This window comes from Corynebacterium sp. MSK074 (genome assembly GCF_030229735.1).
Classification (GTDB): domain Bacteria; phylum Actinomycetota; class Actinomycetes; order Mycobacteriales; family Mycobacteriaceae; genus Corynebacterium.
This window is the reverse complement of record NZ_JASPIX010000012.1, coordinates 1-19,342: the sequence shown is the minus strand read 5'-3', so window position 1 is coordinate 19,342 and position 19,342 is coordinate 1. Positions and strand designations below refer to the sequence as shown.

The window sequence follows — 19,342 nt, the reverse complement described above, 5'->3', positions numbered from 1 at the left end:
AGTGCTATATGAACGACAAGAAAGTTCCGGCGCGCACCAAGCGTGGCGCTTTGAAGATCTACCTCGGCGCGGCGCCTGGGTCTGGTAAGACCTGTGCAATGCTCAACGAGGCGCACGGCCTTGTGCTGGCCGGCCGCGATGTGGTCATTGGCATCGTGGAAGATCATGGGCGCGAATTCACTCGGGCGCTGTGTGATGGCCTTGAGACCATCCCGCGGCGCTACGCCGCCGGGCTATCCACCGGAGAACTCGATACTGCAGCCATCATCTCGCGCCAGCCGGAAACCGTTCTGGTCGATGAATTTGCCCATTCCAATCCGCGCGGTGAGGAACACGCTAAGCGCTGGGAGGACGTAGAGGAACTCCTAGCCGCAGGAATCGATGTGATTTCTACCCTGAACATCCAGCACCTTGAAAGCCTCAATGACGTAATAAACCAGATCACCGGTATTTCCCCGCAGGAGACGGTGCCAGACGAGGTGGTGCGTGCGGCGAATGAGATCGAGTTGGTGGATGTATCCCCGCAGCTCTTGCGCACCCGCTTGAGTGATGGCCAAATCTATAAAGAAGCGCGCATTGCCCCAGCGTTGAATAATTATTTTCGGGTGGGCAATCTGACTGCACTGCGGGAGCTTGCCCTGTTGTGGTTGGCGGACCAGGTTGATGAGGCTCTCGCGTCCTACCGTTCTGAGCAGGACATTACCGATACCTGGGAGGCGCGGGAGCGGGTGGTCGTGGCCATTCAGAACGTCGCGCATGCAGAACTGCTCATTCGCCGCGGGCGCCGCATCGCATCCAAATCCTCAGCCGAGCTACATGTAGTCCACGTAATTTTTGGGGACTCCTTTTCTTCCGGTGAATCTTCCGTTGCAGGTTCCGCTCAACAACTGGCCAAATTACAATCCTTGGCTCAGGACGTGGGTGCCCGTTTGCATCAGGTCACCGGTGACTCGGTGCCAGAAGCGCTGCTTAATTTTGCCCGCAGCGTCAACGCCACCCAGTTGGTCCTGGGGGTTTCACCACGGCGTCGCTTAGGCCTGCACTGGCGCGGCACCGTTGCTGAGGCCGTGTTGCGGGATTCAGGCAAGATTGATTGTCACATTGTTAATCTTCCGTCCGATAAACCCTCGCCTCTTTCACCACTGCTGCGACCATTGCATTCCCTCCCGCGCCGGGCGGTGTCTTGGGTAGGCGCAGCTGTCGCTTTCATCGCCTTGACCGCACTGTTGCAAGGCATCGACGGCTCGGCATTGGGAACAGGCACGTGTTCTGCTTTTTACTTTGCGCTGATCCTCCTCGTGAGCATGCTCGCTGGCCTGTGGCCGGCGGTAATTATTGCGTTTGCCTCGGGCTTGGCGGTCAATTGGTTCTTTACCGAGCCCCTGTACACGTTCGATATTGCTGAGCCAGCTAACGCTGTCATCCTCGTGGTCATGGTAGCCATTGCCCTGGCCGTGGGCTTACAAGTGCGGCGCACCAAAATAGAGCACCATAATGCGGCCATTGCCACGCGCGATGCTGAGCTCTTGACGGTCTTTTCCCGCGCAGCCCTCAACCGCCGTGCGGACGTATCTCCCATCGACGCAGTGCTTCGCAAGGTAGGAGAGACTTTCGGCTGCCATAAGGCCGTGCTTCTTGACGCCTCCGGGGACGTACTGTCTACCTGGCACGCTTCGGCGGCCTCGCCCCGGCAAAGTAGACACCTGCATATCCCCGCAAAGACTCATAAACGTGAGGTAGAAACGTTGGTCTCCAGCGAGGACACTACGGTCCAGATTGTGATGGAAGGCCCAGCGTTATCCGCCCGCGACCGTGCTTTGGTGGCGGTTGTGGCAGGTTACCTAGCCGGCATAGTGCGCCGCAACAAGCTTTCGGCTGAAGCCGCACGTGCCGATGCCATTGCTGCCGCTGATGAATTGCGTCGTGCACTGCTATCGAGCGTGAGCCACGATCTGCGCACGCCCCTAGCAACGGCCAAGCTGGCTGTGTCCTCTTTGCGGAATTCCGAAATCGAATTCAGTCCAAAGGATCAAGAAATACTGCTGGCGGAAACCGCGGCTAGCATTGATCAACTCACGCTGCTCGTGACCAACCTATTGGATCACTCGCGTTTGAGTGCAGGAGCGGTAACTGCACGCCGGGATACTGTGGAGTTATACGAGGTAGCCAATCGGGCTATTGCTTCCTGTGCCTTTGGGCATAGCAAGGACCAACTTGGTCGCATTCATATTGGTTCTGGACTCCGTGGCCGCACCTGTTGCGCGGATAGCGTTTTGCTCGAACGCGTGCTGGCGAACCTATTCGATAACGCTTTACGTTACGCGCCGAGCGGACCAGTCAACGTTGATGCGCAGGTTACAGATGAGCGCGTGGAGCTGAGTGTGAGCGATGAAGGGCCGGGAATTTCACCGGAAAAGCAGCGAGAGCTTTTCCAAGCCTTTCAGCGCTTGGGAGATACCAGCAATGACAACGGGGTAGGTTTAGGCCTCTCCGTCGTACGCGGATTTGTGGAGGCCATGGACGGTACTATCACCGTAGAGGCCACTCCAGGAGCGACCTTTATCCTGAGTTTCCCGCTGCGGGAGGAGAAAAGCCATGACTGATAAGAAGGCCACGATTGTCATTGTGGATGATGATCCGCGTTTGCTCACCACCTTGAGTATTAATTTTAAAGCGCGTGGGTATGAGGTGTATTCAGCCAGCACCGGGGCGGAGGGTCTGCAGGTGGTCTCCCAGCACCAGCCCGATGTGGTGATTTTGGATATGGGTCTGCCGGATATGGATGGGCGGGAGGTCCTCGATGGGATTCGAGGGTGGTCAGCAATTCCCGTTCTGATTCTTACGGCCCGGTCCGATCCCCTATTTAGTGCCTCGGCCCTAGATCGCGGTGCTGATGATTATGTGACCAAACCCTTTTCTATGGAAGAGCTCTTGGCCCGTGTGCGCGTGGCTTTGCGGCATGGCAGTCCCCAGCATCCATCTGCCCAGCGGGAAGCCACGATGGTGCGGGCGGGCGATGTGCTGATCGACGTCCCTCGACACTCCATCACCAAGGCAGGAAAGCCTCTTCACCTGACCCCCACTGAGTGGGGCGTGCTTACGACGCTGCTGCGTGCCCACGGCGGTTTGGTGCGCAAAGAAGATCTGCTCGCAGAGATTTGGGGCCCGGGCTTCGAAGGACAAAGCCACTACCTGCGCATCTATACCTCGCAATTGCGCCGCAAACTGGAAACCGATCCATCTAATCCCCAATATCTGCTTACTGAACCCGGGTTGGGATACCGCTTTGTTACCTCCCCAGAAGTACAGGTTTAGGCGTCCCTCGGCTTTCCTGCGCCTTGTTGCTGATAATGAAATGCGCGGACCGCTGCCGCACTGCGAAGTCCCCGCTACACTCGCGCTTATGACCGATCTGCAGCATGTCCACTCCGTTGATGAGGCGGTAAACCGCCTGATCGAGATTTACGAGAATTCCTGCGAGCTTGCGCGCAAGACTTTGGAATCAGGAAACCTTGATGACTATCGCTATGTGGTTTATCCCAAGGTCACGGTGGATATCCGCAAATGGCAGCCGATCGATCGTTCCGAGCCCTTCGGCTACGTTAACGAGGCCGGCAAGTACTCGGCGGTAATCTCCAAGCCGCACATTATTAGGGACTACCTGCACGAGCAGCTGACTCGCCTGGCGGGGAATTATCCGTGCGATATTTTCGTCGGTCAATCGGACCAGCGCATTCCACCGGAGTACATCAAGGACACAAGGAAAGCCCCGCAGGAGCGCGGGCCCATTCCGCGTCCGACGCTGGATGAGGTCAATGATGCGATCATTGATGGCGAATGGGAGGCCTTCCACGGTGCGGAAAAGCCCCTCTTCCATTTTGGTGCCCAGCGTTTTGATATCGCGTGTGCGCGCATTGAGCATTACACCGGCATCGAGGTCGATACGGTGCAGAAATACATTTTGTTTACTAACTACGCGATGCACACCACCGAGTTTGTGAAATTTGGTTTGCGCGAGCTGACCAGGGAAGACTCGCGCTATACCGCCTTGGTGCTGCCCAATGGGGAGACCATCCATCCCAACGATGCGGTGGACCTAGATGTGGATGGTCTGACCTTGACCTCTCGCTACCAAATGCCGCGCTTTGATCTGATCACTGCCGGTGGTGATGGCATCACGATGATCAATATCGGTGTAGGGCCCTCCAACGCCAAGACCATTACGGATTGCTTGGCGGTGCTGCGGCCAGAGGCCTGGATCATGATCGGCCACTGCGCTGGCATGGATGGGCGCATGCGCATCGGGGATTTGATTTTGGGCAATGCCTACCAGCGCAATGACCACATCTTGGACCAAAAGGTTGCGGCGACCTCTCCCATCCCGGCGATTCCGGAGGTACAGCGCATGCTTGAGTCTGCGGTGAAGGCGGTATATGGCGACGATAATTCGCTCATGCGAACTGGTACGGTGCTCTCCACCGATGATCGTAATTGGGAGTGGCGCACTAACCGGGATCTGTGGGAGTGGCTGCGTACCTCCACCGCGGTGGCCGTAGATATGGAATCGTGCACGCTCGCGGCCAATGGCTATCGCTACCGCGTTCCTTATGGAACTCTGCTTTCGGTCTCTGACCTGCCGCTGCACGCGGTGCCGAAGCTGCCGGCCCAGGCGCAGGCCTTCTACTCCAATTCGAAGGAAGCTCACGTAATGTGCGCGGTGCGCGCGATGGAGCATCTAGCCGAAAATCCGGAGCGCCTGCGCACGCGCAAGCTACGCCGGACTTTGGGCGAGGTTCCATTCCGGTAGGTGCCTTTTCTTTGGCAGGCAATGCTCGTTAAACTACAAAGAAATCCCATGACGCAAAAGGAGCCACACAATCGTGACTGAAAATTGGATCCACCCGGACCGGGAAAACCTCACCTGGGAGGTCTTCGGCGAGGCGAGCCGTAACCTGTCGGAACAGATTGTGGAATCTGGTTGGTTCCCTGACCTCATCGTGGGCGTCGCCCGCGGCGGCCTCATTCCAGCCGGTGCTATCGGTTATGCCATCGGTGTGAAGGCCATGGGCGCTATCAATGTGGAGTTCTACACCGATATCGGACAGACCTTGGAAGAGCCGATCATCTTGTCCCCGCAGTTGGATACGGACTCGCTAAAGGGCAAGAAGGTACTGGTAGTAGATGACGTCGCGGACTCCGGCAAGACCCTGGATCTGGTGGTTAATCTGCTTAAGGAAACCGCAGACGAGGTGCGCTCGGCCGTCATTTATACCAAGCCGAAGACCATCTTTGAACCGGACTTCTCGTGGAAGAAGACCGATCAGTGGATCAACTTCGCCTGGTCCGTGCTGCCTGTTATCACTGCAGATGGCTCCTTTAAGGAAGGCTCCTAAAGTCCACTAGGATGTGCAGGCGTGATTAAAGAACAGCCTGCCCCTACCGGCGTCATCGCCAGTTTTCGTTATGCATTTTCCTCGCCTGCCCGACTGCGCAAGGAAGTCTTTGGCGGACTGGCGGTGGCGCTTGCTTTGATCCCGGAGGTCTTAAGCTTTTCCATCCTTGCGGGCTTGGACCCGCGGGTGGGATTGTTCTCCTCCGTCGTGATGGCAATGTCCATCGCCTTTACCGGCGGCCGGCCGGCGATGATTTCCGCGGCGGCCGGCGCGGTGGCGCTCGTTGTCTCACCGCTCGCGCATGAACACGGGCATGACTACGTGGTCGCCGCGGTGCTCTTGGCGGGAATCATGCAGGTGGTCTTGGCCGCGTTGGGCGTCGCCAAGCTCATGCGCTTTATCCCGCGCTCGGTGATGACGGGGTTCGTCAATGCGTTGGGAATCATGATGTTTACTACGCAGCTGCCGCACCTTATCGATGTGCCGTGGATGGTCTATGTGCTGGTGGCCATGGGCCTAGCCATCATGCTGGGGCTACCGCGGCTGACCACGGTGATTCCCGCCCCGCTCGTTACCATTGTGGTGGTCAGCATTATTGCGGTCGCGGCCGGCTGGAAGGTCCCCGATGTGGCGGACCAAGGCGAGCTGCCTACCTCGCTGCCGGGGCTCTTCGTGCCGGATATTCCGTGGAACCTGGATACCTTGCAGCTGATAGCGCCCTATGCCTTCGGCATGGCGCTGGTGGGGCTGATGGAATCGCTGCTAACGGCCAAGCTGGTGGATGATATTACGGATACCCACTCCGATAAAACGCGCGAGTCCTTTGGTCAGGGCGTGGGCAATATCCTCGCCGCGGCCATTGGCGGTATGGGCGTGTGCGCCATGATTGGCCAGACCATGATCGGCGTGAAGGCATCCCAGGCGCGCACACGCTTGTCGACGTTCCTCGCGGGCTTCTTCCTCCTTATCCTCTGCCTGCTCCTCGGCGAGACTGTCGGCCGCATTCCGATGGCCGCCCTGGTGGCGGTGATGATCATCGTGGCCGCAACGACGGTGGATTGGCATTCGGTTCACCCGCACACGCTTAAGCTCATGCCGCTATCAGAAACGCTGGTGATGCTCGTGACCGTGGTAGGTACGCTGGCCACACATAACTTAGCGGTCGGAGTGGTGCTCGGCGTGGTGACAGCATCCATTGGCTTTGCCCGCCGCGTGGCGCACCTGGTGGAGGTACAACAAGTGGGCGATGCCGAGTATGCGGTGCGCGGCCAGCTTTTCTTCGCCTCTTCCAATGACTTGGTCTACGCCTTCGATTACACGCTGGATGCCCAGCGCGTGGTGGTAGACATGACCGAGGCTGAGGTATGGGATGCCTCCACCGTGGCGACGCTGGATGCGGTGCAGAAGAAGTATGCCGAGCGAGGCATCGAGGTAGAGTTCCGTGGCCTGGAAGGAGCGAGCGCGCAGCGCCTCAACCACCTTAGTGGCCGCTTAGGTGACTAATATCACATTTACGGATTAGGGTGCGGGGTCTCAAGCGGTAGGCGCCGAACTGGTCCCGGGCTCGCGTCCGCGTAAATGCAAAGGATCCGCGATGACCTCGCATTCTTAGGGGAACTTTGCCTGCGCGCGGTGGCTAGCTTTGTCTTGGCTAACTTAGGTTATCCAATCTAAAAAAGCATAATGACGTGCAAGTTTACTTAAGTAGACCTTGCTGGATCGCAAGGGAATATTCGGTAGTGTGGTGCTTAGCACTAATTAATTTTCCCGCACAGAAAGGTTTTTACAATGGACGAGAAACTACAAACCCTCCTGAATAACCAGGTCATTAGCGAGTACGGCGCTTCCATGGTCTACACCCAGCTGGCCTTTGAGATGGATAACCTCTCCTTCCCGGGTATGCGCGATTGGTTCATGGGCCAGGCTGCTGAAGAGCGCGAGCACGCCGAGAAGATTGCGGACCACCTGCTCTCCCGCGGTTATCGCGTAGAGCTCACTGACATCCCGGTTGGTTCCGTGAAGGCTGCTAACCCGCAGGATGCTTTCCAGGCTTCCCTCGAGCACGAGCAGAAGGTCTCCGAGGAAATCCGTACCATCGCTCGCGCGGCGCTGGACGCACAGGACCTGGAATCCCGCCAACTCGTTGACTGGTTCCTGAGCGAGCAGGTGGAAGAAGAAGCTACCGTTTCTGAGATTCTGGACCAGATCAAGCTAGTAGGAAATGACGGCTCTGGCCTGCTGCGCATCGATGAGCGCCTGGCTGGTCGTACCGAAGGCGGCGCTGCCTAAGCGCGCCTAGGTGAATAACAAACCCATCAAGATTTAAAGCAATCCTCCCACGACACTGCGGAATGGTGGGAGGATTGTTTCTATGTCAACGCAACGCAAGGCTTTGTGCGCCATAACCCTGTTCGTTCTGGCGCTCTTTCTCATCGTGGGAGCGGCAATCATGTCCACGCACGTGGCCTTGGGGGTATTTCTGACCACCGCGGCGCTCATGCTCGGCCCATTCGCCGGGCTCGCGCTGCTGGTTTACGGTGCCGCGGGCAAGCGCGGCTTGGTTACGCGCTCGCTGTACAGCCTCGGTGGCATGCTGCTCATCGGCGCGATCGGCGGCATTTTCGCCTTGTCTATAGAACAAGCCTCCGCGATGCTGCCCATCTTTGTCACTGGTGCGGGCGTGGGAATCGTGGCCGTGCTGACCCAGGCGCCGAAACGCGCATAAACTGGCTTTCGTTATGCCCAAACTCCTCTTTGATATGTATGGCGTGCTCATGCGCCCGGCCACCCCAGAAAGTCATGCGGACTTGGAGCGCCTTGTGGCGCCGCCCGATCCAGCGGCGATGTGGGAGGCCTACGGGTTTTATCGCCCGGACTATGATGCCGGCATCTTTAGTGATAGCCACTTTTGGAATGAGGTAGCGGCCCGCGCAGGGTTGGGGGAGATACCCGTCGCGGAGGCGGTAGCGTGTGAAAACCGCGGTTTGCTGGAGGCCGACCAGGAGATGGTCGCTTTGGTCAAGGGGCTTATCGGGGAAGGGTATAGTGTAGGCATTTTGTCCAATATTCCCACCACGCTGGCGGGGCAGGTGCGTGAGAAGCATACGTGGCTGGAGGACTGCGCGGCGGTGGCCTTCAGCTGCGATATTGGGCTGTCAAAGCCGCACCCAGAGGCCTATCGTGTAGCCGTGGATGCGCTGTCCGCGCAGCCGAAAGATACGCACTTTTTTGATGACCGCATCGATTACGTGGAGGGTGCTAGTTACTGCGGGCTCAATGCCCACCTCTTTCGCGGCATCGACTCGGTACGCGAGGTGCTAAGCACACTGGAGTGAGCGGCCCAGCTCCAGCGGTTGGCGCAGGAGCTGGTCGGTGGCCACGGTGCGGGCTACTGCGCGGACAATCTCCTTATGGCTGGGGATCATTCGCAGCTGCAACTCATCGCCTGCGGAGGCGCGGACGGTGGCGGCGAATTGCTTGGGGGCCTTCGGGTCGTCGGTAAACGCGCCGCCGGCGATGACCACGGTGGCCGGGGAGTGAGCCTTGACCAGTTCCGTAGCGATGGCGCCCAATTGGCGGGCGCGCTCGTCCAAAATGGCGCGGATGGTGGGGTGGGAGTCGGCTACCTGGGCGGCGTCGGCAAGCGTGGCTGCCTCCACGCCCTCGTGACGCACCTTCTCTAGGACGTGCTGGGTGGCCAGCAGGCGCTCGGAGGCGCCGCGGCCAAGGAGCTCAGAGTGCGTTTGCGGCACGGGAATAATGGGGCTGACCTCGTCTTCTACGGAGAGCGCCGAGCCGATGGAATCATCCGCGAAGAGCACCAGAACGCGCTCGCTGGTACCAATCTCGGCCGCCTGGGTTTCGGAGCCGAGGATGGCCGGGATGGCGGAGGAGACCACCACGGGTACGCCGAACTGGAAGCGCAGGCGCTCGGCAATGTCCACGCCGTGCCAATTGAGGTTTTCCGCGGTGACCAGGCCGTTATCATCCACGGTGCCGGAGGTGGTCACGCCGAGGGAGACCAAGCGGTGGTTCAGGTTGGTCATCATGCGGTTGATGCCGGCCATGATGTGCTCGAGGAAGTCATCCTCGCTGAGGTTAGCCACCGGGGTGGTCAATTCCTCTTCGCTCAACGTGCGGCCCTTGATGTCATAAAGGCCGATGTAGGTCTGTTTGGTGCCCACGGAAATGCCGCCGAGCGCCCAGTCATTATCGGCCGCCTCAAGCGGCACCGTTGGCCGGCCGCGCCCGCGGGACTGGGTGAGGTCGGTGCGTTCCTGGATGAGGCCCGCGTTGAGTAGGGAAGTAGTGGCGCGCGTGATGGTGGGCTGGGAAAGCCCGGTGGCTTCCACCAGCTCGCTCCGGGTGATGATCGGGTTCAGGCGCACCAAATGAAGGCACTTTGCGGCCGGTGTGCGGGGGCGCGTGAACACTGGGCCAGGTTTGATCATAAAAAGAAGTATAAATATTCCAGACTGCTTTGTCTAATCTCTTAAATGCACCATGTACCGAATGGTCTAAAGGTGGTGGTGGGCGCGCAGATATCTATGCTGGAGAGCATGCAGTCAGTAGCGGTTTATTGTGGTTCAGCAACAGGAAACTCGCCGGCCTATACGCAGGCGGCACAGGAATTGGGCACGGAGCTGGCCCGACGCGGCCTGACCCTGGTCTACGGCGGCGGCAATATCGGCCTGATGCGCGAGGTGGCAGAGGCCTGCCTGGCCGCCGGCGGTACCGTCACCGGCGTGATGCCGCAGTCACTGGTGGACCTGGAGATTTCCCACCCCGGTCTGACCACCCTCGAGGTGGTCGGCTCCATGGCCGAGCGCAAGACCCGCATGGAGCAGCTTGCTGATGCCTATATTTGCCTTCCCGGTGGCGTCGGCACCCTCGAAGAGCTCACCGAGGTGCTCACCCTGCAGCAGCTGGGCCACATCCGCGGCCCGGTAGGCCTTGTTAATACGGAGGACTTTTGGCGCCCGTTCCACGCCATGTACGCCGCCATGGCCGAGTCCGGCTTCATCTTGCCGCGTTTTGTTGACGCCTTGGTGATGGAGGAGAAACCGCAGGATATCTTAGATAAATTCAGCGGCTGGAGCTACCCCGGAACCAAGTGGGACAACGATTAGTTAACAAGTTCGCAACTTCAGCCCGCCCGGGTGGCCTATAGGCGATACTTAGGGATAGACTTCCTCGTTATGAGTTCTGAGCAGACCGCTAAGCGCCAGCCCTCTCTACTGGACGCTTCGTGCGATAACTTCGTTCACGACCTAGCCGAGCTTTCCCCCACCGATGCCACCGCGTGGGGCATTGACGGCTACGAGGGCGAATTGCAGGATTTCTCCCCCGAGTACTTCACCGCCATCGCAGACCGCACCCGCGAAATGGTGGCAGACTTGGATGCCTTGGATGACACCACCGATGAGTCCGATGATGAGGATGACTTTGATGACGTGGACTATGTCACCGCGGCCGTCCTGCGCGATCGCCTCTGCCTTGAACTAGATCTGCACCACCACAGCGAGGACGTGCGCTGCCTGAATAACATCGCCTCCCCGGTGCAGACCATCCGCGATACCCTGCTGCTCATGCCGCAGGACACGGATGAGGACCGCGATGCCATTCGCTCCCGCCTATCCCAGGTGAAGACCTCCCTGGCCGGATACCGCAGCTCCTTGGAGGAAGCAGCCTCCCACGGCATGGTGGCACCGCACCGCCAGATCTCTGAGGTTATTGTGCAGTGCGAGCGGCTTGCCGACGCCGACTCGATGCTCGAGTCCCTCGGCCTCGACGCCGACTCCGCCGAGGTGCAGCAGGCCAAGGAGGCCTTTGGCGAGTTCTCCGATTGGCTCTCCAATGATCTGCAGCCCCAGGCGCCCACCAAGGACGCCGTGGGTCGCGAGCGCTACGAGCGCTTTTCCAAGCTCTTTGTGGGCGATGCCGTCAACCTCGACGAGGCCTATGAATGGGGCCTCGACCAGGTGCGCAGCCTGCGCGCGGAGCAGGAAAAGATCGCCCACGAGCTCTACGGCTCCGAGTGTTCGGTGCGCTCGGCGATGCGCAAGCTCAACCACGAGGACCGCTATACCCTGCGCGGCACCGATGCGCTGGTGGAGTGGATGCAGTCCACCGCCGATGGCGTCATCGCTGAGCTCAACGGCAAGGAATTCGATATTCCGGAGGAAGTAGAAGAGATCGAGTGCTGCATCGATCCGGCCGGCACTGGCGGCATTTTCTATACCCCGCCGAGTGATGACTTCTCCCGCCCGGGCCGCATGTGGTGGTCCGTGCCAGAGGGCCAGGACACCTTCCACACCTGGCAGGAGCTGACCACCGTCCACCACGAGGGTGTTCCGGGCCACCACCTGCAGCTCGGCTCCGCACTGGTGCAAGAAGACCTCAACCTGTGGCGCCGCGCGGTGACGTGGAACTCCGGCCACGGCGAGGGCTGGGCGCTCTACGCCGAGCAGCTCATGGCCGAGCTGGGCTACATGGATGATCCGGGCTTCCGCATGGGCATGTTGGATGCGCAACGCCTGCGCGCCGCCCGCGTGGTCGTGGACATCGGATTGCACCTGGGCAAGCAGCTGCCGGATTGCTCTACCTCCGGCGTTTGGGACAAGGCGCACGTAAAGACCTTCATGCGCGAAAACACCGCCATGGATGATGCCAACCTCAACTTCGAGGTCAACCGCTACCTCGGTTGGCCGGGCCAGGCGCCGTCCTATGCGCTGGGTCAGCGCCTGTGGCAGGAAACTCGCGCCGAGGCCGAGAAGCAGGGCATGAGCGCGCGCGAGTTCCACTCGGAGGCCCTCGCCTTGGGCTCCGTGCCGATGTCCGTCCTGCGCGAGGCCGTGCTGGGCAACTAACGCCGCAGCAGGCGCTTCGCCAGCCGCAGCAGCTGCGGCAGGTAGCCTGCGATGACGAGCACCGCAATGAGCCGGGTGAGCTGTACCGCGATGACCGCTGGTCCGGCTCCGCCCTCGGCGGAGAGCGCAAGCACCGTCTCGAGCGCGCCGGGGCTCGTGGCCAGGTAGGCCTCGAAGTAGGAGATGTGCAACCACTTGGTCAGCGGCCAAGCGGTGGCCGCGCAGATGCCGATGATGACTACGATGAAAAGAACCGTGGCGGGCAATTGCTTGGCAAAGGCCTTGAGTGCGGGCAGCGATAGCCCGCCGCCGCAGACCCAGCCGATGGATAAGAATGCCATCACCTTAAAGACATAGAGCGGCTCAAGCGTGTGGCCCTCCGGCAGCACGAAGGAGACCAGCACCGTCAGCAGAAGGGGGCCGAGCACGGCCGTGGCGGGCAGGTGCAGCAGCTTTCCCAATTTCTCGCCCAGCAAGGCGATGGCAAGAACGAGCGCGATGATCCACCACGTGGTTTCTCCCTCCACCGTGAGGTCCGCGCCTTTACCGGCCGGGGTATCAAGCAGCGCGACGACGGCCGGTAGCGATACGGAGACCACCAATAAGCGCAGGTACTGGGTGAGGGCGACGTAGCGGTAGTCGGCACCGAGTTCGTCGGCAAGCGCGGGCATCAGCGAGGCACCACCCGGCAGCATGGATAAAATGCCGGTTTCGGAGGACACATCGCGCGGCTGCGCGCGGTGCAACAGCAAGCCGCCGACGATGCCAACCATGATGGTGACAAAGGACATCGTCACCGCCGCGGGCAGGAAACCGACCAGCTGGCCCAGCGGCACCACGGTGAGGGGCAGCGCTGCCATCATGCCGATAAAACCGCGGGACATATTATAAAAAGTCCGGTTGACCTGGAGATCTTCGCCAGTAATGAGAGCCATGGCGCCCGAGGCGATAATGGCCGCCAGAATCCACGCGGCGGGCACATGCCACAAGTTAAATAGCCAGCCCAAAAGGACAGAGATTGGGACGACGATAGCCCACCGCGCCACGGTGTGGGCATTAAGTCCACTGCTTTCCTGCTGTGCGGCCATGCGCGCCCTCCTCAAATTACCTCTGCGACTTGAGTCTAGCGCCCCTTCCTTTCATTACCGCGGGCAGCGGATAGGGGCGAGTTATCACAATACATGATTAAAGATTTATGATCGGGGCATGGAAATCGATGTGGCGCAGTGGGTGATTCTCTTCCTCGGTACCGCGACTGCGGGGTGGATCGATGCGGTCATCGGCGGTGGAGGATTGATCCTCATCCCGCTGCTGCTCGCAGTCCTTCCCAGCCTCGCGCCTGCGGCGGCGTTGGGAACGAGCAAGCTGGCCTCGGTAACTGGCACCGGCTCGGCAGCCGTGACCCTTGCGCGCAAGGTGAAGTTAGATAAGGCGGAAATGGCGCGCTTTATCCTCATCGCGCTGGTGTGCTCTGGGCTGGGAGCCAGCGTGGCCTCGAGCCTAGATAAAGACGTCATGCGCCCCATCATCATTGTCCTCATGGTGGCCGTGGGCATCTTCGTGGCCTTCAAGCCAGACTTTGGCAGCAGCGACGCGGCCGGCATCCGCGGCGGTTGGCGCACCGTCGTGGTCCTCGTGCTTTCCGGCATTATTTCCTTCTACGACGGCATTTTTGGTCCGGGCACCGGCATGTTTTTGATCATGGCCTTTACCTCCATCTTTGCCCAGAGCTTCCTGACCTCTGCAGCCATGGCCAAGGTGGTCAATACCGCCACCAATCTAGGTGCGCTCATTGTTTTCATTATCGGTGGACACGTGTGGTGGACGCTCGGCATCGTGCTCGCGGTGGCGAATATCGCCGGCGCGCAGCTGGGCGCGCGCACCGTGTTGGGCGGCGGCGCCAAGTTGATTCGCTACGCGCTGCTCATCCTGGTCGTGGTTATGAGCTGCTACCTCGGCTGGCAGCAGTGGGGTTAGCTACATCCGGTTCTTGGTGCGCGCGGTAGCCACCGCATTCCACGGGTCTTCCGGCCATGGGTGCTTGGGGTAGCGGCCGCGCATATCGGCGCGCACGCCGGCATAAGGGCCGGACCAGAAGCTGGCGAGATCATCGGTCACCGCGAGCGGGCGGCCGGCGGGGGAGAGCAGGTGGAATTGCACACGGTGGCCGCAGTATTCGGGGGATTCGGCCAAGCCGAAGCATTCCTGCAGCTTGATGTGGACCATGGGGCGATCGCCGGACCAGTCGATGGCGGCATCGCGGCCGGAGGGAACCGGGAGGCGCTCGGGGGCGAGCTCGTCCAGGTGGGTGGCTTCCGGCCAGGGCAGGAGGCGTTGCAGCGCGGGATACATGTCGAGCTTGGCGGCGGGAGTTCCCTCCGCAATACTGTGCAGTTCGGGGCCGAGCCACTCGGCGGGATCCGCGGAATCGACATCGGGCCAAGGCGCGCCATAGTGAGCGTGTAGGTGGCGCAGGCGGTCTTTGAGGCTCTGGGCTTTCTTGCTGAAGGTGAAAAGTCCCAAGCCTTCCTTACGGATGCCGGCGGCAAGCGCCTCCTCGGCCGCGGGGCCGGTGACCTTGACTGGGGTTTCTGAGAGCGTGATGGCGCCCGCAGCCTTGACCTTGATGCCGCGCACGCGGCCATCGCGCAGGAAGGCGCGGGTCTCCTCGGTGACGCCGATGGTCTCGAGGGCTGCGGTTTCCTCGATGCGGGCGGCCGAGCGGATGATGGCATTGCCCGCGTTGGACAGGGATACCTCCGCGATGGCGAGCCACGGGGCGCCGGCCAGGCCCGAGTTATCCAGCAGCCGTGCGCGGGTGCCGCTGGCCAGCAGGTAATCCTCGCCCACGCGCTTGGCCACCTGCTCGGGAAAGGCAGTGGCGACGACCTCTCCGGGATCGGCGGGGCCGAGATCGTCGACGAGGCGGGCGAGCCGCTTGACCTCCCTGTGGGGTGGGCGGTGACGGGTGAGGTTGGGGGTTAAGGGGGCGTCGGCAAGCGAGGCAATAATGGGCGCGGCCTGACTGCCGTGCCGGAGCAAGGAGGCGCCGAGGCGCGGATCGGTGGGCAGGAGGGCGAGCTCCTGCGTGGCACCAATGCGCTCAAGGGTGGCGTGCGCGGCCGCAAGGGCCGGGGCCGGCGGGGGATCGAGTAATGGGAAATCCGGGCCCGCGCCCCAGCAGTCCAGAAATAGCGCGGCCTGGGTCAGATCCGCGGACAAGATCTCCGGGGTGGTATGCGGAGAAAAGTGCTGGTAATCATCCTGCGAGTAGCAGCGAATGACGGTGCCAGGTGCCTCACGGCCGGCACGACCAGCGCGCTGATCGGCGCTCGACTTCGAGGTAGACACCGTCACCAACCCGGACATGCCACGCTGCGCATCGCGCCGGGGAACGCGGGAGAGCCCGGCATCCACCACTACGCGCACGCCCGGCACGGTAAGCGAGGACTCCGCGATGGAGGTAGCCACGACGATGCGCTGCTCATCGGTATACAGCGCGGCGTCTTGCTCCGCGGTGGTTTGCTTGCCGTGCAGCGGGAAAACATTATGGCCGTCCAGCGCCTCGCACACGAGGTTGACCTCGCGCACGCCGGGCACAAAGACCAGCGTTGATTCGTGCTGGCGGGCTGCTTGCTTGGCGACGTCCCCGTAAAACTCCCTCGCCCCCGCCGCCCTGCCCGGCATGGGGGCGTAGTGGATATCGAGCGGGTGGGTGACTGCCTCGGTGACGTGGACGGGGGCGTCCATGAGCTGGGAAAAGCGTTGTGCATCCACGGTGGCGGACATGGCGATGACGCGGAAGTCCTCGCGTAGCTCGGCTAGTTCCAGGCACATGCCCAGCACCAGATCCGTATCGAGCTGGCGCTCGTGGACCTCATCGATGGCAACGGCGGCTACGCCCTCGAGTTCTGGCTCCTTGAGCAGGCGGCGCAGCAGCACACCCGGCGTGACGAACTCGACCTCACTGCCCTTGCGGGACTCACCGCGGATGGCAAGGCCCACCTTGTCCGGGGTGCCGCTGAGAGTACTCAGGCGCTGCGCGGCCGCACGCACAGCCACACGGCGCGGGGCGGTGACGATGACCTTGCCGCGACCTGCCGCATGATTGGCCAGCGCCGGTGGCACGAGCGTGGTTTTACCCGTACCGGGCGGGGCCTGAATGACAACGTTTCCGGAGCTCGGCAGCGAATCGATGGTCTCGGCTACGGGCAGGCCCGCGCCGATTCTGGCGAGATCAAACATTTAGTTGGCGGCTCCAAAACCCTCGACGGGGCCGTTGAGATCCTGGCGCTCCCAGGCCTCCTCATTGTCTTCCAGCTTGCGCACCACGCGGCCGGGTGATCCCAGGACCAGCGAATTATCCGGGATATCGGTGGTAATAAGCGTGCCCGCGCCTACGACGCAGTTCTTCCCAATGGTAATCCCCGGCAGCACGGTGACATTGGCGCCGAACCAGGTGTTCTCACCGACGGTGATGGGCTTGGCAATTTCCCACCCACCGGCGCGCATCTCATGATCATTGACCGGATGCCCCACCGTAATCAGGGAGCAATTCGGGCCTATCATGACGCCATCGCCGAGCGTCACCTTGGCCTGCGCCAAGATGGTGGCACCGAAATTAATAAAGACGCGTTCACCGCACACCAAATTGCAGCCGTATTCTAGGTTCAGCGGAACGTGCAGGCCCGGCACCGCAGATTCTTCCGGCAGTATCTCGCGCAGGATGCCTTCGGCACGCTTCTGGTCCGTATTGTGCAGCTCATTGAGCTGCTTAACCAAGCGAAAAGTGCGCTGGTGCTCTTCCTTCGCCTCCGGCATGCTCGGCAAGAACCACTCCCCACCGGTCATCCGCTCCCATGAGCCGTAGCGTTCCAAGTCCTGCCGCCTTTGTGCATCCATGGGTGTCATTGTAGAGGGCGAGTGGTGCTTAGTAGGCACCTGCAAAATTCACTTAGGTTCCCGGTAAATCACAAACCCCACGGGCCGCTTTTGCTGGTTCGATAAAAATCGTAGCCAACATTGGCAAAGCGGTTGCTAATTCTCAGAGTTAAGGTTGAGTGCTAGTAGAAGGCGCAAACACAACGAGTGAGCATATGGAAACAGATTCAAGAAAAATCATCGATAATATTTTGAGCGATATGGCGGAACTCAATGACTGGATCTGTATTGCTGATGCAACTGGGGCGAATGGGAAAGACTCGTTTGATGCTACGTATGACGATGTCGTTACCATCCTTAGCGCAGTCAAAAACTCCTCAGCAGTGACGCTTGGAAAGGTCGGCGCAGGATTTCATGACCTTCCGGATAGTTGGTCTCCTCGGGAAGTAGCGAGTGAAGTGTTTTCCTCCCCGAATCCTACCGCTGAGATGATGGATTTCTGGATAAGGGAATTAGAAGACCCCCAGCGTTAGCCCCCGCAATCTTCACACCGCAATTACGACGCTATGGATTAGGCGAATTCTGCACGTGGGGAGGAGGGCGATTTCACCTTTTGTTCTGGATGGATTATCGCAGTTTGAACTCTACGACGTCTACTTCGTCATCGTCACCTAATCCGGGATAGTGAGTATCTAGCGCTTCCTGAAGCTCGGTGAGAGAGCCAAAACCGTCATTTCTAGCTTGCTTTTCCGACAATTCACTTCGCTGGGTAGAGACAACGGACGTAACCTGTGCCGGGATAGTGACGACCTCTCCGGATTCTTTCTCGAAGACAATTTGGGCACTTCCTTCATGGAAAGGATCGTCTACCCGGATGGTTTGTTGCTTTTCTCCGCTACGAATTGATTCCTCGTAGCCTTCCCACATGTAGATGCGCTGCTCTTGTTCCATTTCTCGCCAGTTGAATGCGAATGGCAAGAGTTCTTCTACGGTAGGTGCTTCAAGTCCATTGCTTCCGCGCACGATGCACCGAATGGACGGATCAACATCAAAAAGCACCTGGCGGCATTTACCGCAGGGAGGAATAACTTGACCAGTAGGTCCGTATACGGCGACTACTGCTTGGATTGGGTCCTCTGGATAACTAGCAGCATGGTTGGCTAAAGCCGAGATCTCCCCGCAAGGACCACCGAGGAAGTGGTGCGCGTTCAAACCGAGTACGTGTTTTCCTGATTTGGTAAGGAGCGCTGCGGCTACAGTGTGGTCTTCTCCGTCTTGAAAACGCTGTGCATGGGTGGTTGCTTTGGCCAGTAAATCTCGAAGTTCGTTGGTAATCACTCTTTAAGGGTAATAATTGCCAACGCGCTTCATCTAGGTGACGACGGAGATCAGGAACATTGGGGGTTTCCACCATGCTTGGGTATAGCCGAGCAGAGATTGGCAACTGCAGTGTTTTAACTGCATATTCATGGTTCAATCAAGCAATAAGAGCTAGTCTAAAGCCGGGATTCGGCCGCTCTTTAGTACGTATGTGGAGTGGCCATGCCATACTGCGATGAAGTGCCCCGAGTTTTGTTCCTAGGCATTTGCCTTGATTTCTATTATTTCCTGTGGCGGTTTCTGCTTCCAAAAATCGGTTTCCACTTCGACTGGGGTTCGGTATCCCAAGCTTTGGTGAAGCCTCATCTCGTTCCACCATGACACCCACTCGAACGTCGCGATTTCTACCTCGACAACATCCTCCCACCTGCGAGTATGGATCAGCTCGTTCTTGTAGGAGCCGTTAACGTTTTCAGCCAGAGCATTGTCATAAGAATCCCCGACAGTTCCGGTGGAAGCGGCAATCCCGTGCTGGGCAAGGCGCTCGTTGTAGACCACGCTGACGTACTGCGAGCCGTGATCCGAATGGTGAATGAGACTTGTTGTTTCCTCAGCACACACGATCGCCTGATTAAGAGCTTGCAGCGGCAACGCTTCGGTGCGCATGGAGTCTGATAACGCCCACCCAACGATCCGTCGGGAGTAAACGTCGGTGACAAACGCGGCATACACAAAGCCTTTCTTCGTGCGCACATACGTAATGTCAGCCACCCACAGTTTGTTCGGTCCGGGGGCTTTGAATTCACGCTCGACCAAGTCTGGGCGCAGATCAGGCACGTTAGGCTTACGGGTTGTGAGAGGTGATCTGCCTTTGCCTTT

Annotated in this window: 18 protein-coding genes; 12 read left to right on the top strand and 6 right to left on the bottom strand. The window is 59.8% G+C overall.

Going from position 1 to position 19,342, the window contains the following annotated elements:
* Nucleotides 1–8 precede the first annotated feature (8 nt).
* From QP965_RS09520 to QP965_RS09485, 8 genes are all read left to right on the top strand, one after another.
* Nucleotides 9–2,603 carry an ATP-binding protein gene (locus QP965_RS09520; protein ID WP_284844791.1) on the top strand — a complete coding sequence of 865 codons (2,595 nt, stop codon included), beginning with the start codon at nt 9–11 and terminating at the stop codon, nt 2,601–2,603.
* Nucleotides 2,596–3,315, top strand: coding sequence for a response regulator (locus QP965_RS09515; protein WP_284844792.1), 720 nt, complete (start codon nt 2,596–2,598; stop codon nt 3,313–3,315). Before QP965_RS09520 ends, QP965_RS09515 begins: the two co-directional genes overlap by 8 nt.
* An 88-nt stretch (nt 3,316–3,403) precedes the next feature.
* The gene (amn, locus tag QP965_RS09510) at nt 3,404–4,807 is read left to right on the top strand and encodes an AMP nucleosidase (protein WP_284844793.1); all 1,404 of its coding nucleotides are present in this window, start codon (nt 3,404–3,406) and stop codon (nt 4,805–4,807) included.
* A 73-nt stretch (nt 4,808–4,880) separates the two neighbouring features.
* Nucleotides 4,881–5,393 (top strand): phosphoribosyltransferase, encoded by a 513-nt coding sequence (locus tag QP965_RS09505; protein WP_005326355.1) that lies wholly within the window; start codon nt 4,881–4,883, stop codon nt 5,391–5,393.
* Nucleotides 5,394–5,414: 21 nt separating this feature from the next.
* A complete protein-coding gene (locus QP965_RS09500) occupies nt 5,415–6,896 on the top strand; it encodes a SulP family inorganic anion transporter (RefSeq protein WP_284844794.1) in 1,482 nt (493 codons plus the stop codon).
* A gap of 285 nt (nt 6,897–7,181) precedes the next feature.
* Nucleotides 7,182–7,682 carry a ferritin gene (locus QP965_RS09495; RefSeq protein WP_284844795.1) on the top strand — a complete coding sequence of 167 codons (501 nt, stop codon included), beginning with the start codon at nt 7,182–7,184 and terminating at the stop codon, nt 7,680–7,682.
* Nucleotides 7,683–7,764: 82 nt separating this feature from the next.
* A complete protein-coding gene (locus tag QP965_RS09490) occupies nt 7,765–8,118 on the top strand; it encodes a hypothetical protein (RefSeq protein WP_284844796.1) in 354 nt (117 codons plus the stop codon).
* A gap of 13 nt (nt 8,119–8,131) precedes the next feature.
* Nucleotides 8,132–8,728, top strand: a complete 597-nt coding sequence (locus QP965_RS09485) for an HAD-IA family hydrolase (RefSeq protein ID WP_049358984.1) — start codon at nt 8,132–8,134, stop codon at nt 8,726–8,728.
* On the opposite strand, the gene QP965_RS09480 is transcribed toward QP965_RS09485, so the two are convergent.
* Nucleotides 8,711–9,844, bottom strand: coding sequence for an ROK family transcriptional regulator (locus tag QP965_RS09480; RefSeq protein WP_284844797.1), 1,134 nt, complete (start codon nt 9,842–9,844; stop codon nt 8,711–8,713). The two genes, QP965_RS09485 and QP965_RS09480, sit on opposite strands and share 18 nt — an antisense overlap.
* A gap of 96 nt (nt 9,845–9,940) precedes the next feature.
* Between QP965_RS09480 and QP965_RS09475 the strand changes: the two genes are divergently transcribed.
* Together QP965_RS09475 and QP965_RS09470 are read left to right on the top strand one after the other, a co-directional pair.
* Complete coding sequence (locus QP965_RS09475; protein ID WP_502869819.1) at nt 9,941–10,522, top strand: LOG family protein; 582 nt, start codon at nt 9,941–9,943, stop codon at nt 10,520–10,522.
* 69 nt (nt 10,523–10,591) lie between these two features.
* Nucleotides 10,592–12,262, top strand: a complete 1,671-nt coding sequence (locus tag QP965_RS09470; RefSeq protein ID WP_284844799.1) for a DUF885 domain-containing protein — start codon at nt 10,592–10,594, stop codon at nt 12,260–12,262.
* On the opposite strand, the gene QP965_RS09465 is transcribed toward QP965_RS09470, so the two are convergent.
* Entirely contained in the window at nt 12,259–13,350 is a 1,092-nt protein-coding gene (locus QP965_RS09465; RefSeq protein ID WP_049377100.1) for an AbrB family transcriptional regulator, read from the bottom strand. The two genes, QP965_RS09470 and QP965_RS09465, sit on opposite strands and share 4 nt — an antisense overlap.
* A gap of 118 nt (nt 13,351–13,468) precedes the next feature.
* Here QP965_RS09465 and QP965_RS09460 point away from each other — a divergent pair, with 118 nt between their 5' ends.
* Nucleotides 13,469–14,239 (top strand): TSUP family transporter, encoded by a 771-nt coding sequence (locus QP965_RS09460; protein ID WP_284844800.1) that lies wholly within the window; start codon nt 13,469–13,471, stop codon nt 14,237–14,239.
* Here the strand turns inward: QP965_RS09460 and QP965_RS09455 are convergent, their stop codons facing one another.
* Both QP965_RS09455 and QP965_RS09450 read right to left on the bottom strand, forming a co-directional pair.
* Entirely contained in the window at nt 14,240–16,507 is a 2,268-nt protein-coding gene (locus tag QP965_RS09455) for an ATP-dependent RNA helicase (RefSeq protein ID WP_284844801.1), read from the bottom strand.
* Entirely contained in the window at nt 16,508–17,173 is a 666-nt protein-coding gene (locus QP965_RS09450) for a sugar O-acetyltransferase (protein ID WP_284844802.1), read from the bottom strand.
* 185 nt (nt 17,174–17,358) lie between these two features.
* On the opposite strand from QP965_RS09450, the gene QP965_RS09445 reads away from it, so the two are divergent.
* A complete protein-coding gene (locus QP965_RS09445; RefSeq protein WP_284852692.1) occupies nt 17,359–17,676 on the top strand; it encodes a hypothetical protein in 318 nt (105 codons plus the stop codon).
* Nucleotides 17,677–17,770: 94 nt separating this feature from the next.
* Here the strand turns inward: QP965_RS09445 and QP965_RS09440 are convergent, their stop codons facing one another.
* Entirely contained in the window at nt 17,771–18,481 is a 711-nt protein-coding gene (locus QP965_RS09440) for an ASCH domain-containing protein (protein WP_284844804.1), read from the bottom strand.
* Nucleotides 18,482–18,721: 240 nt separating this feature from the next.
* On the bottom strand, nt 18,722–19,342 hold a 621-nt coding region (locus QP965_RS09435; protein WP_284852691.1), incomplete at its 5' end, for an IS3 family transposase.

Excerpts from the sequence above, each read along its gene's own strand:
- QP965_RS09520 (WP_284844791.1), top strand. The coding sequence starts at position 9 with ATGAACGACAAGAAAGTTCCGGCGCGCACCAAGCGTGGCGCTTTGAAG.
- QP965_RS09515 (WP_284844792.1), top strand. The coding sequence starts at position 2,596 with ATGACTGATAAGAAGGCCACGATTGTCATTGTGGATGATGATCCGCGT.
- amn (WP_284844793.1), top strand. The coding sequence starts at position 3,404 with ATGACCGATCTGCAGCATGTCCACTCCGTTGATGAGGCGGTAAACCGC.
- QP965_RS09495 (WP_284844795.1), top strand. The coding sequence starts at position 7,182 with ATGGACGAGAAACTACAAACCCTCCTGAATAACCAGGTCATTAGCGAG.
- QP965_RS09490 (WP_284844796.1), top strand. The coding sequence starts at position 7,765 with ATGTCAACGCAACGCAAGGCTTTGTGCGCCATAACCCTGTTCGTTCTG.
- QP965_RS09485 (WP_049358984.1), top strand. The coding sequence starts at position 8,132 with ATGCCCAAACTCCTCTTTGATATGTATGGCGTGCTCATGCGCCCGGCC.
- QP965_RS09480 (WP_284844797.1), bottom strand. The coding sequence starts at position 9,844 with ATGATCAAACCTGGCCCAGTGTTCACGCGCCCCCGCACACCGGCCGCA.
- QP965_RS09475 (WP_502869819.1), top strand. The coding sequence starts at position 9,941 with ATGCTGGAGAGCATGCAGTCAGTAGCGGTTTATTGTGGTTCAGCAACA.
- QP965_RS09470 (WP_284844799.1), top strand. The coding sequence starts at position 10,592 with ATGAGTTCTGAGCAGACCGCTAAGCGCCAGCCCTCTCTACTGGACGCT.
- QP965_RS09465 (WP_049377100.1), bottom strand. The coding sequence starts at position 13,350 with ATGGCCGCACAGCAGGAAAGCAGTGGACTTAATGCCCACACCGTGGCG.
- QP965_RS09460 (WP_284844800.1), top strand. The coding sequence starts at position 13,469 with ATGGAAATCGATGTGGCGCAGTGGGTGATTCTCTTCCTCGGTACCGCG.
- QP965_RS09455 (WP_284844801.1), bottom strand. The coding sequence starts at position 16,507 with ATGTTTGATCTCGCCAGAATCGGCGCGGGCCTGCCCGTAGCCGAGACC.
- QP965_RS09450 (WP_284844802.1), bottom strand. The coding sequence starts at position 17,173 with ATGACACCCATGGATGCACAAAGGCGGCAGGACTTGGAACGCTACGGC.
- QP965_RS09445 (WP_284852692.1), top strand. The coding sequence starts at position 17,359 with ATGGAAACAGATTCAAGAAAAATCATCGATAATATTTTGAGCGATATG.